Annotated in this window: 13 protein-coding genes; 8 read left to right on the forward strand and 5 right to left on the reverse strand. The window is 36.9% G+C overall.

Features of this window, described 5'->3' with window-relative positions; translation table 11 throughout:
• Nucleotides 1–85: 85 nt before the first annotated feature.
• From AYC65_RS18065 to AYC65_RS18095, 7 genes are all read left to right on the forward strand, one after another.
• On the forward strand, nucleotides 86–415 hold the full coding sequence (locus AYC65_RS18065) for a HesB/IscA family protein (protein WP_009086664.1): 330 nt from the start codon (nucleotides 86–88) through the stop codon (nucleotides 413–415).
• Nucleotides 416–485: 70 nt separating this feature from the next.
• On the forward strand, nucleotides 486–1,934 hold the full coding sequence (gene sufB, locus AYC65_RS18070) for a Fe-S cluster assembly protein SufB (protein ID WP_034871825.1): 1,449 nt from the start codon (nucleotides 486–488) through the stop codon (nucleotides 1,932–1,934).
• A 32-nt stretch (nucleotides 1,935–1,966) separates the two neighbouring features.
• Nucleotides 1,967–2,704, forward strand: a complete 738-nt coding sequence (gene sufC, locus AYC65_RS18075) for a Fe-S cluster assembly ATPase SufC (protein WP_034871824.1) — start codon at nucleotides 1,967–1,969, stop codon at nucleotides 2,702–2,704.
• A 54-nt stretch (nucleotides 2,705–2,758) separates the two neighbouring features.
• Nucleotides 2,759–4,063, forward strand: coding sequence for a Fe-S cluster assembly protein SufD (gene sufD / locus AYC65_RS18080; RefSeq protein WP_034871823.1), 1,305 nt, complete (start codon nucleotides 2,759–2,761; stop codon nucleotides 4,061–4,063).
• Between the two features lie 11 nt (nucleotides 4,064–4,074).
• Complete coding sequence (locus AYC65_RS18085; RefSeq protein ID WP_009086675.1) at nucleotides 4,075–4,392, forward strand: YbjQ family protein; 318 nt, start codon at nucleotides 4,075–4,077, stop codon at nucleotides 4,390–4,392.
• A gap of 8 nt (nucleotides 4,393–4,400) precedes the next feature.
• On the forward strand, nucleotides 4,401–4,922 hold the full coding sequence (locus AYC65_RS18090; RefSeq protein WP_034871822.1) for a hypothetical protein: 522 nt from the start codon (nucleotides 4,401–4,403) through the stop codon (nucleotides 4,920–4,922).
• Between the two features lie 5 nt (nucleotides 4,923–4,927).
• Complete coding sequence (locus AYC65_RS18095; protein ID WP_034871821.1) at nucleotides 4,928–6,148, forward strand: aminotransferase class V-fold PLP-dependent enzyme; 1,221 nt, start codon at nucleotides 4,928–4,930, stop codon at nucleotides 6,146–6,148.
• A 73-nt stretch (nucleotides 6,149–6,221) separates the two neighbouring features.
• Here AYC65_RS18095 and AYC65_RS18100 read toward each other — a convergent pair whose 3' ends face one another.
• The 5 genes from AYC65_RS18100 to mutL all read right to left on the reverse strand — a co-directional run bounded on the left by AYC65_RS18100 (nucleotide 6,222) and on the right by mutL (nucleotide 11,992).
• On the reverse strand, nucleotides 6,222–7,829 hold the full coding sequence (locus AYC65_RS18100) for a Na+/H+ antiporter (RefSeq protein ID WP_034871820.1): 1,608 nt from the start codon (nucleotides 7,827–7,829) through the stop codon (nucleotides 6,222–6,224).
• A gap of 172 nt (nucleotides 7,830–8,001) precedes the next feature.
• Nucleotides 8,002–8,415, reverse strand: coding sequence for a hypothetical protein (locus AYC65_RS18105; protein WP_034871819.1), 414 nt, complete (start codon nucleotides 8,413–8,415; stop codon nucleotides 8,002–8,004).
• Between the two features lie 51 nt (nucleotides 8,416–8,466).
• The gene (locus tag AYC65_RS18110) at nucleotides 8,467–9,450 is read right to left on the reverse strand and encodes an endonuclease/exonuclease/phosphatase family protein (RefSeq protein WP_034871818.1); all 984 of its coding nucleotides are present in this window, start codon (nucleotides 9,448–9,450) and stop codon (nucleotides 8,467–8,469) included.
• The gene (locus AYC65_RS18115; protein ID WP_034871817.1) at nucleotides 9,447–10,211 is read right to left on the reverse strand and encodes a rhomboid family intramembrane serine protease; all 765 of its coding nucleotides are present in this window, start codon (nucleotides 10,209–10,211) and stop codon (nucleotides 9,447–9,449) included. The genes AYC65_RS18110 and AYC65_RS18115 overlap by 4 nt, the downstream gene beginning before the upstream one ends.
• A 5-nt stretch (nucleotides 10,212–10,216) precedes the next feature.
• The gene (mutL, locus tag AYC65_RS18120; protein ID WP_034871816.1) at nucleotides 10,217–11,992 is read right to left on the reverse strand and encodes a DNA mismatch repair endonuclease MutL; all 1,776 of its coding nucleotides are present in this window, start codon (nucleotides 11,990–11,992) and stop codon (nucleotides 10,217–10,219) included.
• A 185-nt stretch (nucleotides 11,993–12,177) separates the two neighbouring features.
• Between mutL and AYC65_RS18125 the strand changes: the two genes are divergently transcribed.
• On the forward strand, nucleotides 12,178–13,719 hold the full coding sequence (locus tag AYC65_RS18125; protein WP_034871815.1) for a glycine--tRNA ligase: 1,542 nt from the start codon (nucleotides 12,178–12,180) through the stop codon (nucleotides 13,717–13,719).
• Nucleotides 13,720–13,755 lie beyond the last annotated feature (36 nt).

A 13,755-nucleotide genomic window follows, 5' to 3' on the forward strand; every position in this document is an offset into this window, starting at 1 on the left:
TAGATAAATATATGATGGACAGATTTGAATTTGGTATTATTTGTCTTAATTTTGCAATCTAAATTTATTCTAAATTATTGAAATAATGATAAAAGTATCCGATCAGGCAAAATTAAAAGCTGTTCAGTTAATGACTGAGGATGGCTTTGATCCAACACAAGATTATATCCGTGTTGGAGTGAAGAGTGGTGGATGCTCTGGATTGGAGTATGTTCTGAATTTTGATAAAGAAAAACACGATATTGACCAGGTTTTTGAAGACAACGGGATCAAAATTATCGTAGACAAAAAATCATTTCTTTATCTGGTAGGAACAACTTTAGAATATTCCGGAGGGCTTAATGGTAAAGGCTTTATCTTCAATAATCCAAATGCATCAAGAACATGCGGATGTGGAGAAAGCTTTAGTTTATAAATTTATAAAAATACAGGAGACATCGGAGATTAGGACTTTTTTGTCCATAATTTCCAAAACAAAATAAATAATGAGTAAATACACAGAAGACGACCTAAGGGTTGACCTCGAGAATAAAAAATATGAATTCGGTTGGGAAACAAAGATCGATTACGAAGATTTCCCGATTGGACTGAATGAAGATATTATTCGTGCTATTTCGGCAAAAAAAGAAGAGCCAGAATGGATGACGGAATGGAGACTGGAATCTTACCGTATCTGGTTGAAAATGGAAGAACCGGACTGGGCAAATATTAAATATGAAAAGCCAGATTTTCAGGCGATTCGTTATTATGCTGCACCAAAAGTTAAACCGGAACTTGCTAATCTTGATGAAGTAGATCCGGAATTACTGAAAACTTTTGAAAAGCTAGGTATTTCAATTGATGAACAAAAACGTTTAACAGGTGTTGCTGTAGATATCGTAATGGATTCCGTTTCGGTAAAAACTACATTCCAGGAAACACTTGCTGAAAAAGGAATTATATTCTGCTCTATTTCTGAAGCGATTAAAAATCACCCAGATTTAGTAAAACAATATATTGGTAAAGTTGTACCAAGAGGAGATAACTTCTATGCTGCACTTAATTCTGCAGTATTTTCTGATGGTAGTTTCTGTTATATTCCGAAAGGGGTAAGATGTCCAATGGAACTTTCTACCTATTTCCGTATTAACCAGGCAGGAACAGGGCAGTTTGAAAGAACTTTGCTTATTGCTGATGAAGGAAGTTATGTTTCTTATCTGGAAGGGTGTACAGCACCATCCAGAGATGAAAACCAATTGCATGCTGCCGTTGTAGAGCTAATCGCAATGGACGATGCTGAGATTAAATATTCTACTGTACAGAACTGGTATCCTGGTGATGAAAGCGGTAAAGGAGGTGTCTTCAACTTCGTGACAAAAAGAGGTCTTTGTGAGAAAAGAGCAAAAATCTCCTGGACGCAGGTTGAAACAGGATCTGCAGTTACATGGAAATATCCTTCTTGTATCCTGAAAGGTGATTATTCTGTAGGAGAGTTTTATTCTATAGCAGTTACTAATAACCATCAGTATGCAGATACCGGAACTAAAATGATACATATTGGTAAGAATACCAAATCGACAATTATTTCTAAAGGTATCTCTGCCGGTAAGTCTAACAATTCATACCGTGGACAGGTGAAGGTAATGCCTTCTGCAAAAGGAGCAAGAAACTTCTCACAATGTGACTCGTTGTTAATGGGTAACGAATGTGGAGCACACACTTTCCCTTATATAGAAATTAAAGACCCTACGGCTCAGCTAGAGCACGAAGCGACAACTTCTAAAATTGGTGAAGATCAGATTTTCTACTGTAACCAAAGAGGTATAGATACCGAAAGAGCAATTGCATTAATTGTAAATGGTTTTAGTAAAGAAGTTCTGAATAAGCTGCCAATGGAATTTGCTATTGAAGCACAGAAACTTTTAGAGATCTCATTAGAAGGATCAGTAGGATAAAAAATAATCAACAATAATTTACCACATTTAACATGTTAAATATAAAGAATCTTCATGCAGGAATTGAAGAAAGAGAAATTTTAAAAGGAATCAACTTAGAAATAAAACCAGGTGAGGTTCATGCTATTATGGGGCCTAACGGTGCTGGAAAGTCTACACTTTCTTCTGTTATTGCAGGGAAAGAAGAGTATGAAGTAACTGAAGGTGAAATTCTTTTTGAGGGTGAAGAAATTCTTGAAGATGCTCCTGAAGAAAGAGCACATAAAGGTATTTTCCTTTCTTTCCAATATCCGGTAGAAATTCCTGGAGTTTCTGTAACAAACTTCATTAAAGCAGCAATGAACGAAACCAGAAAAGCAAAAGGTTTGGAGGAAATGCCGGCAAAAGAGATGCTAGCATTAATCCGTGAAAAATCTGAGCTTTTGGAGATCAAAAAAGATTTCCTTTCTCGTTCTTTAAATGAAGGTTTCTCTGGAGGAGAGAAAAAGAGAAATGAAATTTTCCAGATGATGATGTTAGACCCGAAATTAGCTATTCTGGATGAAACGGATTCAGGTTTGGATATTGATGCATTAAGAATTGTAGCAGATGGTGTAAACAAATTCCGTAACGAAGGAAATGCCGTTTTAGTTATCACTCACTATCAGAGACTACTGAACTATATTCAGCCAGACTTTGTACACGTTTTGGCAGATGGTAAGATTGTAAAAACAGGAGATAAAACTTTAGCATTAGAGCTTGAAGCTAAAGGTTATGACTGGCTTATCTAATCCTTAAAAGGAGAGTAAGAAGATCATAATCAAATTCAAACTTAAATCATTACAATGTTACAAGAACAAGTTTTACAACAACACGAAGCTTTTTTAGAAAGCCTAAAACACCGCTTTCTGGATGATAAAAGAAAGGCGGCCTTGGCTAAGTTCCAGGAGATAGGATTTCCTAAAAAGAAAAACGAAGAATATAAATATACCAACCTTGCGGAAATTGTTAACAAGGAATATAATTTCTTTCCTAAAAAAGAGCATAATGTATCTAAAAAGGATCTGGATGCTTTACATATTGGTGAAGAGAACTTTGATTATATTGTTTTCATTAACGGAGAGTTACGCAAAGAGTTTTCAAAGATTTCAATTGAAAATGTAGAATTTTTATCTTTCAATTATGCGTTGAATGATGAAAAACACAAAGAAGTTTTTGAGAAGTATTTCAATACAATTACCCATGAGGATAATCCGTTTGCAGACCTAAACCTTGCGTACTGCAAATATGGTTTTTTCCTTCATGTACCGAAAAATACAGTAATTGAAAAACCAATTCACGTATTTTATTTATCACAAAATCAGGAAGAAAACACTTTCTACAATACAAGAAATTTACTGATTGCTGAAGCAGGATCTAAAATTGAGGTTATTGAAAGTCATCATAACTTCGACGATACATTTACCTTCACCAATTCTGTAACCGAGATTTTTGTTTATCCAAATGCTAAAGCAGACTGGCATAAACTGCAAAATGACAGCGATACTTCTTATTTAGTGGATAATACCTATGCAAGACAGGAAAAAGACAGCCTTGCAACGGTAAATACTTTCTCTTTCGGAGGTAAGCTGGTAAGAAACAACCTGGATTTTATTCATAACGGAGAGAATATCAACAGCTTTATGAACGGGATTACGATCATTAATAACGATCAGTTAGTAGACCACCATACAGCTGTACATCATAACTTCCCTAACTGTGAAAGCTACCAGAATTATAAAGGTGTTTATAATGGTAAATCACACGGTGTATTCAACGGGAAAGTATTTGTAGATAAAATTGCACAAAAAACCAATGCTTATCAGCAAAACAACAATGTTTTGTTAAGCGAAGGAGCAACAATAGATACCAAACCTCAGTTAGAAATCTTTGCAGATGATGTGAAGTGTTCTCACGGTTGTACAGTAGGACAGCTGGATGATGAAGCATTATTCTATCTGAGAGCAAGAGGTATCTCTAAAAATGAAGCAAGAGCATTATTGTTATATGCATTTGCTCATGATGCAATGCAGAATATTGACATTGAACCTTTGAAGCTGAAAGTATCTAAACTTTTAGCTGAAAAGTTAGAAGTAGATATCGAATTCTAATTAACATAAAGATGATACTAACAACCACCAACACAATCGAAGGACATCCGGTAAAAGAATACAAAGGAATTGTTACCGGGGAAACTATTATCGGAGCGAATGCTCTTAAAGATTTCATGGCAGGATTAACCGATTTTTTTGGCGGGAGATCTACGACTTATGAAAAAGTTCTTATCGAAGGAAAAGATACTGCTTTAAGAGAATTACAGGAGCGCGCTGCACAAATGGGTGCTAATGCGGTTATCGGAATCGATTTAGACTACGAAACTGTAGGTCCGAATGGAGGAATGTTGATGGTTACTGCAAGCGGAACAGCAGTAGTTATATAGACCGAAAAATGGACCTGGATCAGATCAGCTTTAATCTCAAAGCTTATAAAGAGCACAACCAGATTCTGGATGCTGCAAATTTTGTTGTACATCAGTTTGGTCTTGAGAATAAAGATTTTGAAGGTTTCGGTTTTCGGGAAGAAATAGAGCTAAATTCTATTTTGTTAACCACAGAAGGAGAATTTGGAGAAGCTCAGCGGATTATAATTCCGCGAAATCTGTTTGATTTTGATTTAGCTCTTGTAATGAATGTGATTGCCCACGAGATGGTTCATGTTTCACAAAGAGCAGCTAAAGACTTTGTTGAAGATAAAAATGAAAGAGAATGGCAGGCTTATTATGAAATGCTGTTTCATAAACGCTTTCCTCAGTTACCGGAACTATCCGACTTTCATAAAAAATTCTTTGCAGACAAAGCTTACATATATTACGGAAGAATGGGTGAGGGCTCTGAACTTCAACAGAAATATGCTGATGAAAAAGCAGAAGTTGATGCCTATATAATGGCTTTAACAGAACAAAAAAACTAAAAGTAATGTTTGATGTACAAGAAATCCGTTCGCAGTTTCCTATTCTTCAGGAAAAGGTTAATGGTAAAGATTTAGTTTACTTGGATAATGCAGCAACCAGCCAGAAACCTAAAATGGTTTTGGATGCTATTAATAACTACTATGAACATTACAATGCAAATGTTCACAGAGGTATTCATACACTTAGTCAGGTTGCTACAGAGATGATGGAAGATGCCCGTAAGAAGGTACAGCACTTTATCAATGCAAAGCATGACTATGAAGTACTTTTTACCAAAGGCACAACAGAAGGTATAAACCTTGTTGCTTATGCTATTACTGATCTGATTAAGAAAGATGACGAGATCATTATTTCTTATCTGGAGCACCATTCTAATATTGTTCCTTGGCAGATGCTATGTCAGAGAACAGGGGCAAGGCTTCGTGTAATTCCAATGAATGAAGATGGAATTTTACAAATAGATGTTCTGGATGAATGGCTTTCTGAGAAAACGAAATTGGTTTCTGTAAATCAGGTTTCCAATGCTCTTGGAATCATTAACCCGATAGATGAAATTATTAAAAAAGTAAGAGCAAAGTCTAATGCTTTTGTATTCATAGACGGCGCACAGTCGGCACCACATTTCGAAATAGATGTTCAGGCAATGGACTGCGATTTCTTCGCTTTCTCTGGTCATAAAATGTACGGACCAACAGGAACCGGAATTTTATACGGTAAAGAAGCTGTTTTAGAACAGTTAAATCCTTTCCATGGAGGAGGTGAGATGATTGACCATTGTACTTTCGAGAAAACCACTTATGCAGGGCTCCCTTTCAGATTTGAAGCTGGAACGCCAAATATTGCGGGTAATATTGCAATAGGAACTGCAGTGGATTTTATGGAAAAAGTAGGAAGATCTAATATTGCAGCACATGAACATGCATTGTTGGAATATGCACAACGTAAGCTTCTGGAAATAGAAGGTCTAAAAGTATATGGTGAAAAAGCCAATAGAGCAGGTGTTGTCTCCTTTAATCTGTCCGGAATAGGTATTGCCTCGGATGTAGGTATGATCCTGGATAAATTAGGCATTGCTGTAAGAACAGGACACCATTGTACACAACCAATCATGGAATTCTTTGGTGTTGCAGGGACAGTAAGAGCAAGTTTTGCTGTTTACAATACATTTGAAGAAATAGACATCTTAACAGAGGGTGTAAAAAAAGCTCAAAAAATGCTGGCATAAAACAAGAAGATAAATCTTTCTTATAAAATAAAAATGATCGGAAATTTTCCGATCATTTTTTTATGATGTTATTTTAATGCTGGAATCCTGTAATCTTTGCTTCGTCCAGATCGAGACTCAGTTCCTGCTTTCGAAGGACAGAATCGTCAAATTCGTCCATTCTGCGAAGCTCTGAGAGGAGTTTTCTCTGCTCCTTTATAATCTCTCTTCGGATTTCTGTAACCGATTTTACTGCATCGCCATGAAAACTATTGTTAATGCATTTTAATCGATTTTCCAGTAGCTCCAGATCTGCCTGCAATTGCATTTTCCGGTTATTGACCAAAGAATATTTTTGTACTTCTTCCGAATAGTTCTTATCCAGAGTATGCAGTGCAATTCTTTTTAATTTCCACAATATTCTTGTCTCCTGCTCTTCTTCAGACATGGTAGCTCCAACTTCTTTAATATCAATATATTTCAGAATGATAGGTAATAAAAGCCCCTGTCCTACTAGGGTGAGCAGGATAATAATAAACGTTACAAAAATAATCATATCTCTATGGGGGAAGGCTTCTCCTGATGGCAGAGCTAAAGGAATAGCCAACGCTCCGGCAAGGGATACAACACCCCGCATGGCCGCAAGGCTTAATATAAAAGGTTCCCTCCAGTCCAAATGTTTGTCTTTTTTACGGATGCTCTTAAATAATAAAGGCGGGAGATAGGTCCAGGTAAAGGTCCACACAAAGCGGGTTAATACAATAGCCCCGCCAATGATTACGGCATAACCTAAACCAGATTTTATAGCTTCCGGAGACATTTCATCTATAATGCCGGGCATTTGCAAACCTATCAGAATAAAGATAAAAGCATTCATCAGGAATATAATCGTGCTCCACACATTTACAGCCTGTATACGTGTTGTATGGGTCTGGAAACGGTTAGAGTTATACGACATAACAAGTCCACCGGTAACAACTGCCAGAACCCCCGAATAATGGAAGTGTTCCGCAACAATATACATAATATAAGGTGTAATCAGTGTAAAGATAGTGTCGATATCAGAAGTTGTTGGCAGTATTCTGAAAATCAGCATGAGCAGAAAAGCAACTATAAGACCTACAAGTGCTCCCATAATAGCCATTACAAAGAAGTTTCCTATGGCCTCCTGCATTACGAACTGTCCGGTAAGTATGGCTGCCAGTGCAAACTTCATTACAATTAAACTCGAGGCATCGTTTATTAAGCTTTCTCCTTCCAGAATGCTAAGAGTTCTTTTAGGAATCTTTAGGTGTTTTAAGATGGATGTAGCGGCAACAGCATCCGGTGGGGAATTAATCCCGCCCAGTAAGAACCCCATTGCTACAGTTATCCCCGGAATCATATTAGAAGAGAGATATGCTACTACTATGGATGTCAGAAAGACCAAACCAAAGGCCAGTCCCAGTATGGGTCTTCTGAACCTTAGAAAATCTTTCCATGAGGTATTCCATGCCGCTTCAAAAAGAATAGGAGGCAGGAAGATAAGGAAAACAATACTAGGATCTACCTGAAAAGTCGGGATACCAGGGATAAAGCTTATCAGTAGTCCGGCGACTGTAAGGAATATAGGATAGGCAATGCGGATTCTTTGTCCAAGCATCACCAGGAGCATTACGCCAAAGGCAATGCCTATTCCCCATAGTAAATAGTTTTCTATCATTTGGTAGTTGTATTAAATTGAGTGTTGGAAAAATAAAGAATTGTCGTCAAAAATATGAAAAATTTCATTTATGGAAATGCCTTGTTCTGATAGATAAATATAATAATCGTAACCAAAAAACGGGCGTTTCAATTGAAATGCCCGTTATATCTTGTGAAAAAGAAGATCTAAATTATTTTTTTAACTCTTCTTTAGCAGCAGTTGCAGCTCTGTCTATTTTGTCACCTGCTTTCTGAGCACCTTGCTTAATATCTTTACCAGCTTTGTCTACAGCATCCCCAGTTTTATGAGCAGCATCTTTCACTGCATCCCCAGTCTTGTTAGCAGCGTCTTTTACAGCGTCACCAGTTTTATCAGCTGCATTTTTTATTGCATCCCCAGTTTTGTTAGCTGCATTGTCTACTTTGTCTTCAGCTTTCTGAACGCCTTCTTTTACTTTCGCGCTATCTAATTTTGTTTCAGTAGTTGTAGTCGTTGTAACTGTACCGGAATCTGTAGATTTAGTTTCAGTACTTGTAGTTTCTTTTTTACAAGAAGTAAGAGCTAGTGCAGAGAATACTGCTACACCTAAAATTGTTTTTTTCATATTTAGTTGATTAAATGTTTGAGATGTGAATTTAACGCAAAAAAATGATATTTATTTCACTTTAAAAGAAGAAATTACAGGAAAGTGATCAGAAATTTTTAATTCTCTGTCTACTGTATAGCTCATTGCCTTTATTGCAGGGCTGCTGAAGAGATAATCTATACGAATTGGAAATTTGTAATCGTGAAAACTTGTAGCAGATCCAGAGCCCGCATCCATGAATGCGTCATTAAGGTTTTTGCTTAAATGGTAATATTCATAGGAGCTTGGTACAGAATTGAAATCTCCTCCCAGGATAACAGGATAGGGGGAGTTTTGTACAAATTCCCGCACAGCAGCTACCTGGTCCTGGTGAATTCTGAAACTTTCCGCCATTCGGGAACCTAAAATTTTTGCTTTTTCTTCATTAATTTTATTGTCACCAGTTGGACGAAGCATGTCTTTTTTTAGATAAAAAGGCTCGAGATAAACATTAATAAAACGAATGGTTTTTCCATTTATACTGATATCTGCATACAGAGAATGTCCATTACTGCCATCATTTATGATTTCACCCTGATTTTTCACCGGATATTTAGAATATATAGAGACAACTCGTTCTTCTACAACATGTTTAAACCCAGGAATAGATAAAGATTCTTTATTGTGATAGCCTTTTTCCTGAAAAAATATAACATCAGGAGCTTCATTTTCCAAAAAGGATTTTAAGGCAGGAAGATCCTGTCCGCCATGAATATTATAGGTGACAACTTTTAGATTTCCTGCTGCAGAACCGGGGCTGTAATTAACCCATCTTCTGATAGGATTGAAAAAGAAAAGAAGACCAATAAGGAAAAATATAGCCCTCTTTTTCCAGGTTGCAATCCATACAATGGTAAGTACAATATATGAGATTATAAGCGGTGGAAATACTAACGGGATAAAATTAAACCACTTAAAAACCTTAGGTGGTATAAAACTATTGAGTAACATTGCAGCAAGGGCAAAAAATAGCACCAGATGCAATAATGTAAGTATAAGTCGAATAACTTTCATCGGCGATTTATCCTGAATCTGTTTTTAGTCCAAATTTTGATCAGGATAAAAGCAATAACTGCGCCACCAAGATGCGCGAAGTGTGCAACATTATCTCCCTGAGAATCTCTCACACCTAAGAAAAACTCAACGATGATAAGGAAAGGCATCAGATACTTAGCTTTAATAGGAATTGGCGGAATCAGCATCATAATCTTAGCATCCGGATAAAGCATGGCAAAAGCGACTAAAAGCCCATAAATAGCTCCCGAAGCTCCTACCATAGGTGTTATTAAATACCCGAAAAGCTCTTTAACTTCCTCAGGATTTCCTCTGAAAGTAGCATTTGTAGTATCATTTATCAGATTACCATTAATGCCGAGTTTTGAAAGGTGAAAAAGCTGTTCGATATCTGTTCCCTGTGCAACAAGGCTGTTAATAAGACTGTCTACCTGGATATAGTTAACGACATTAAATAAAACATAAGCACCGATACCACATACAAAATAGAATATAGCGTATTTTTTAGGCCCTAAAGTCATCTCAATAGCTGACCCGAAAGACCATAAAGCAATCATATTGAATAAGATATGTGCAAAACCACCATGCATAAACATGTGGGTAATAACCTGATAAAACTGGAAGTTAGGTGATCCCGGGAAAAAAGCCCCCAGAACGACTTCTAAATTTACGCCAAGCGATTTTATCAGATAAGTAGCTGCAAAGAGTAGTACATTAACGATCAGGAGGGTTTTGGTAATAGGTGGAATATATCTTTGCATATTTTTTACATTTTAAGTTTATTTTTCAGTTCTTCAATAGGAAGCTCTATATAACACTTCTTTTTATTGTGGTTATATTCCGGGAATCCCAGTGCTGAAAAATCTTGAATAAGGCTTTCTACGTCTTCTTTCTGATGAAAGTCGAAGTTGGATTTAGATTGTAATTTTACCTGTTTGCTTTCAAAGAATTCAAAAAAGTCTAAGCTTTCATCTTCATATTCTGCAAAAATTTTCTGTAAAAGAGGGATAATATCTTTGTCCGATAAGTCTTCCGGTACGGCATGTACATGCAAAACATGCTCACTACCATCCAGATTCAGATCAAAACCTATTTTAATCAACTTCTCACGAACGGCCAGATATGTCATTTTTTCTATCTCATTAAGATAAATCTCGTGAGAGAACAATAATTTCTGACTATGTGTTTGAGAAGTTTTCTTCTTTTGTTTTCTTTCATAAAGCACCAATTGGTGCATTCTGCCCAAATCGAGCATTAATGTTTTGTTGTTGTGATTGTAAAGCCAAAACCCGTTAGGAAGGCGCATCAGCTCATCTTCTGTATCGTCTTCATCAAATAAGTTGATTTTTGAGGGCGAAGGCGAAACACTGGTCTGGTACATTTCTGTAAGACTAACTATTTCCTGAGGTTTTGGGGTAGTAGTTTCTTCCCGAAAAGGATTATAATTGCGATCTACCTGAATAGTAGGGATTACAACTCTGTCACTAGGCGAACGGGAAACAATCATTTCATCATGCATGGGTTCTCTATCGAAATCCAAGCTTGGGGAGATGTTATAAATCCCAAGAGATCTCTTGATAGAGGAACGCAACATCGCGAAAATAACATTCTCATCTTCGAATTTTACTTCCGTTTTTTGCGGGTGAATGTTTACATCTATTTTCTCCGGATCTATTTCTAAAAACAGGAAATAACTTGGGATATACTGAGGCTGTAAAAGCCCTTCGAATGCTTCCTGAACTGCGCGGGAAAGATAAGGACTCTTAAAGTAACGTCCATTAACAAAGAAAAACTGTTCACCTCTGTTCTTTCTTGCAGCTTCAGGCTTTCCTACATATCCGCTAAGTCTTACCCAGTCAGTCTCCTCTTTAATTGGAACTAAAAGGGAATGTAAGCGTCTCCCGAAAATGTCGACGATCCTTTGTAATTCTGTACTTTTTCGTAAACGGAATACTTCGGAATCATTATTGTAAAGTGAAAACTCTAACCCCGGGTGCGCAAGAGCAACACGTTGGAATTCATCCATAATATGACGAATTTCAACATTGTCTGATTTTAAAAACTTTCTTCTTGCAGGAACATTATAAAACAGATTTTTTACGGCGAAATTGCTCCCGTCTGTACTTTGTACAGGTTCCTGCTCAATCAATTCTCCACCGTGGATCATAATATGTGTTCCGTAGGAAGTATCAGTCTGTTTGGTTTTAAGGTCTATCTGAGCAACAGCTGCAATAGAAGCTAAAGCCTCACCTCTGAAACCTTTAGTAGCAATTCGGAAAATATCTTCCGTCGTTCTTATTTTGGAAGTAGCATGACGCTCAAAAGCCAGTCTGGCATCCGTAGCTGACATTCCGCTTCCGTTATCTACAACCTGCACCAGAGTCCGGCCACCATCCTTTACAATCAGTTCTATGGACGTTGCACCAGCATCAATAGCATTCTCCAAAAGCTCTTTAACGATGGATGCAGGTCTCTGCACCACCTCGCCGGCGGCAATCTGGTTAGCTACATGATCGGGAAGGAGTCTAATGATATCAGGCATTGTAGATTTTTATTTTTCTAATGTCAAAAATACATATAAGATTTTGGAAAAAAAATTTCATTTTCGGTAAAATTAGTATTCTGAAACGGAAAAGAAGAACTATTTAGTATCTAAATAATCATGACTTTTATGAAAAAATTGAAAGAACTCCCTAAAAAACTTATTTTTGCACTTTAAATAATATTATGGCTAAACAGGAAGACGTTTTCAAGAAGGTGATTTCTCACGCGAAAGAGTATGGTTTTATATTTCCGTCAAGTGAAATTTATGACGGACTTTCTGCAATCTATGACTACGGACAGAATGGTGCTGAGCTGAAAAACAATATCAAACAATATTGGTGGAAAGCAATGGTACAACTGAACGAAAACATTGTGGGAATCGATTCAGCAATCTTTATGCACCCTACAATCTGGAAAGCTTCCGGACACGTGGACGCTTTCAATGATCCGTTAATTGATAATAAAGACTCTAAAAAACGTTTCCGTGCAGATGTTCTGGTAGAAGACTATTGCGCAAAACTAGAAGATAAAGCTCAGAAAGAGATTGATAAAGCGGCAAAACGTTTTGGCGAAGCTTTTGATAAAGCTCAGTTTGAAGCTACAAACCCAAGAGTAATAGAGTACAGAGAGAAGCAGAAAACTATTCTGTCTCGTTTGGCAAAATCTCTTGAAAATGAAGATCTGGCAGATGTGAAATCTCTGATTGAAGAATTGGAAATTGCAGATCCGGATACAGGTTCTAAAAACTGGACAGAAGTAAGACAATTTAACCTGATGTTTGGTACTAAGCTAGGTGCTACGACAGAAACAGCAATGGATCTTTACCTTCGCCCGGAAACAGCACAAGGTATTTTTGTAAACTACCTGAACGTTCAGAAAACTTCCCGCCATAAGCTACCTTTCGGTATTGCCCAGATTGGTAAAGCATTCCGTAACGAAATTGTAGCCAGACAATTTATCTTCAGAATGCGTGAGTTCGAACAAATGGAAATGCAGTTTTTTGTACCTCCTGGAACAGAGCTAGAGTATTATGAAAAATGGAAACAAACGCGTTTGAAATGGCACCTGGCTTTAGGTCTTGGTGAAGAGAACTACAAATTCCACGATCATGAAAAATTAGCGCACTATGCAAATGCTGCGGCTGATATAGAATTTAAATTCCCATTTGGATTCAAAGAATTGGAAGGTATTCACAGTAGAACTGATTTTGACCTTTCTGCACACGAGAAGTTCTCGGGTAAAAAACTACAATATTTTGACCCGGAAAGAAATGAAAGCTATGTACCATACGTAGTGGAAACTTCTGTAGGTTTGGACAGATTATTCCTTTCTATCCTTTCTCACTGTCTGAAAGATGAAGTGCTTGAAGACGGATCTGAAAGAACTGTTCTTTCTCTTCCTCCAGCTTTAGCACCATTTAAAGTAGCGGTATTACCATTAATGAAGAAAGACGGTCTTGCTGAATATGCAGAGAAAGTATTTGATGATTTGAAATATGATTTCAATGTTTATTATGAGGAAAAGGATGCTATTGGTAAACGTTACAGAAGACAAGATGCTATAGGAACGCCATTCTGTATTACAATTGATCATGATTCGTTAAATGATCATACTGTAACACTTAGAGACAGAGATACAATGCAACAGGAAAGAGTTCCGGTTTCTGAACTGAGAAGAATTATTGATGATAAGGTTAACTTCAGAAATCTTTTGAGTAAAATCTAATCTTAACGATATAAGTATAAAGCCCTTACAGTATTC

It is taken from the genome of Elizabethkingia bruuniana (assembly GCF_002024805.1).
Classification (GTDB): domain Bacteria; phylum Bacteroidota; class Bacteroidia; order Flavobacteriales; family Weeksellaceae; genus Elizabethkingia; species Elizabethkingia bruuniana.

Coding starts and splice junctions, on each gene's coding strand:
- sufB (WP_034871825.1), top strand. CDS start 486: ATGAGTAAATACACAGAAGACGACCTAAGGGTTGACCTCGAGAATAAA.
- AYC65_RS18085 (WP_009086675.1), top strand. CDS start 4,075: ATGATACTAACAACCACCAACACAATCGAAGGACATCCGGTAAAAGAA.
- AYC65_RS18125 (WP_034871815.1), top strand. CDS start 12,178: ATGGCTAAACAGGAAGACGTTTTCAAGAAGGTGATTTCTCACGCGAAA.
- AYC65_RS18115 (WP_034871817.1), bottom strand. CDS start 10,211: ATGCAAAGATATATTCCACCTATTACCAAAACCCTCCTGATCGTTAAT.
- AYC65_RS18090 (WP_034871822.1), top strand. CDS start 4,401: ATGGACCTGGATCAGATCAGCTTTAATCTCAAAGCTTATAAAGAGCAC.
- AYC65_RS18095 (WP_034871821.1), top strand. CDS start 4,928: ATGTTTGATGTACAAGAAATCCGTTCGCAGTTTCCTATTCTTCAGGAA.
- AYC65_RS18105 (WP_034871819.1), bottom strand. CDS start 8,415: ATGAAAAAAACAATTTTAGGTGTAGCAGTATTCTCTGCACTAGCTCTT.
- sufD (WP_034871823.1), top strand. CDS start 2,759: ATGTTACAAGAACAAGTTTTACAACAACACGAAGCTTTTTTAGAAAGC.
- sufC (WP_034871824.1), top strand. CDS start 1,967: ATGTTAAATATAAAGAATCTTCATGCAGGAATTGAAGAAAGAGAAATT.
- mutL (WP_034871816.1), bottom strand. CDS start 11,992: ATGCCTGATATCATTAGACTCCTTCCCGATCATGTAGCTAACCAGATT.
- AYC65_RS18110 (WP_034871818.1), bottom strand. CDS start 9,450: ATGAAAGTTATTCGACTTATACTTACATTATTGCATCTGGTGCTATTT.
- AYC65_RS18100 (WP_034871820.1), bottom strand. CDS start 7,829: ATGATAGAAAACTATTTACTATGGGGAATAGGCATTGCCTTTGGCGTA.
- AYC65_RS18065 (WP_009086664.1), top strand. CDS start 86: ATGATAAAAGTATCCGATCAGGCAAAATTAAAAGCTGTTCAGTTAATG.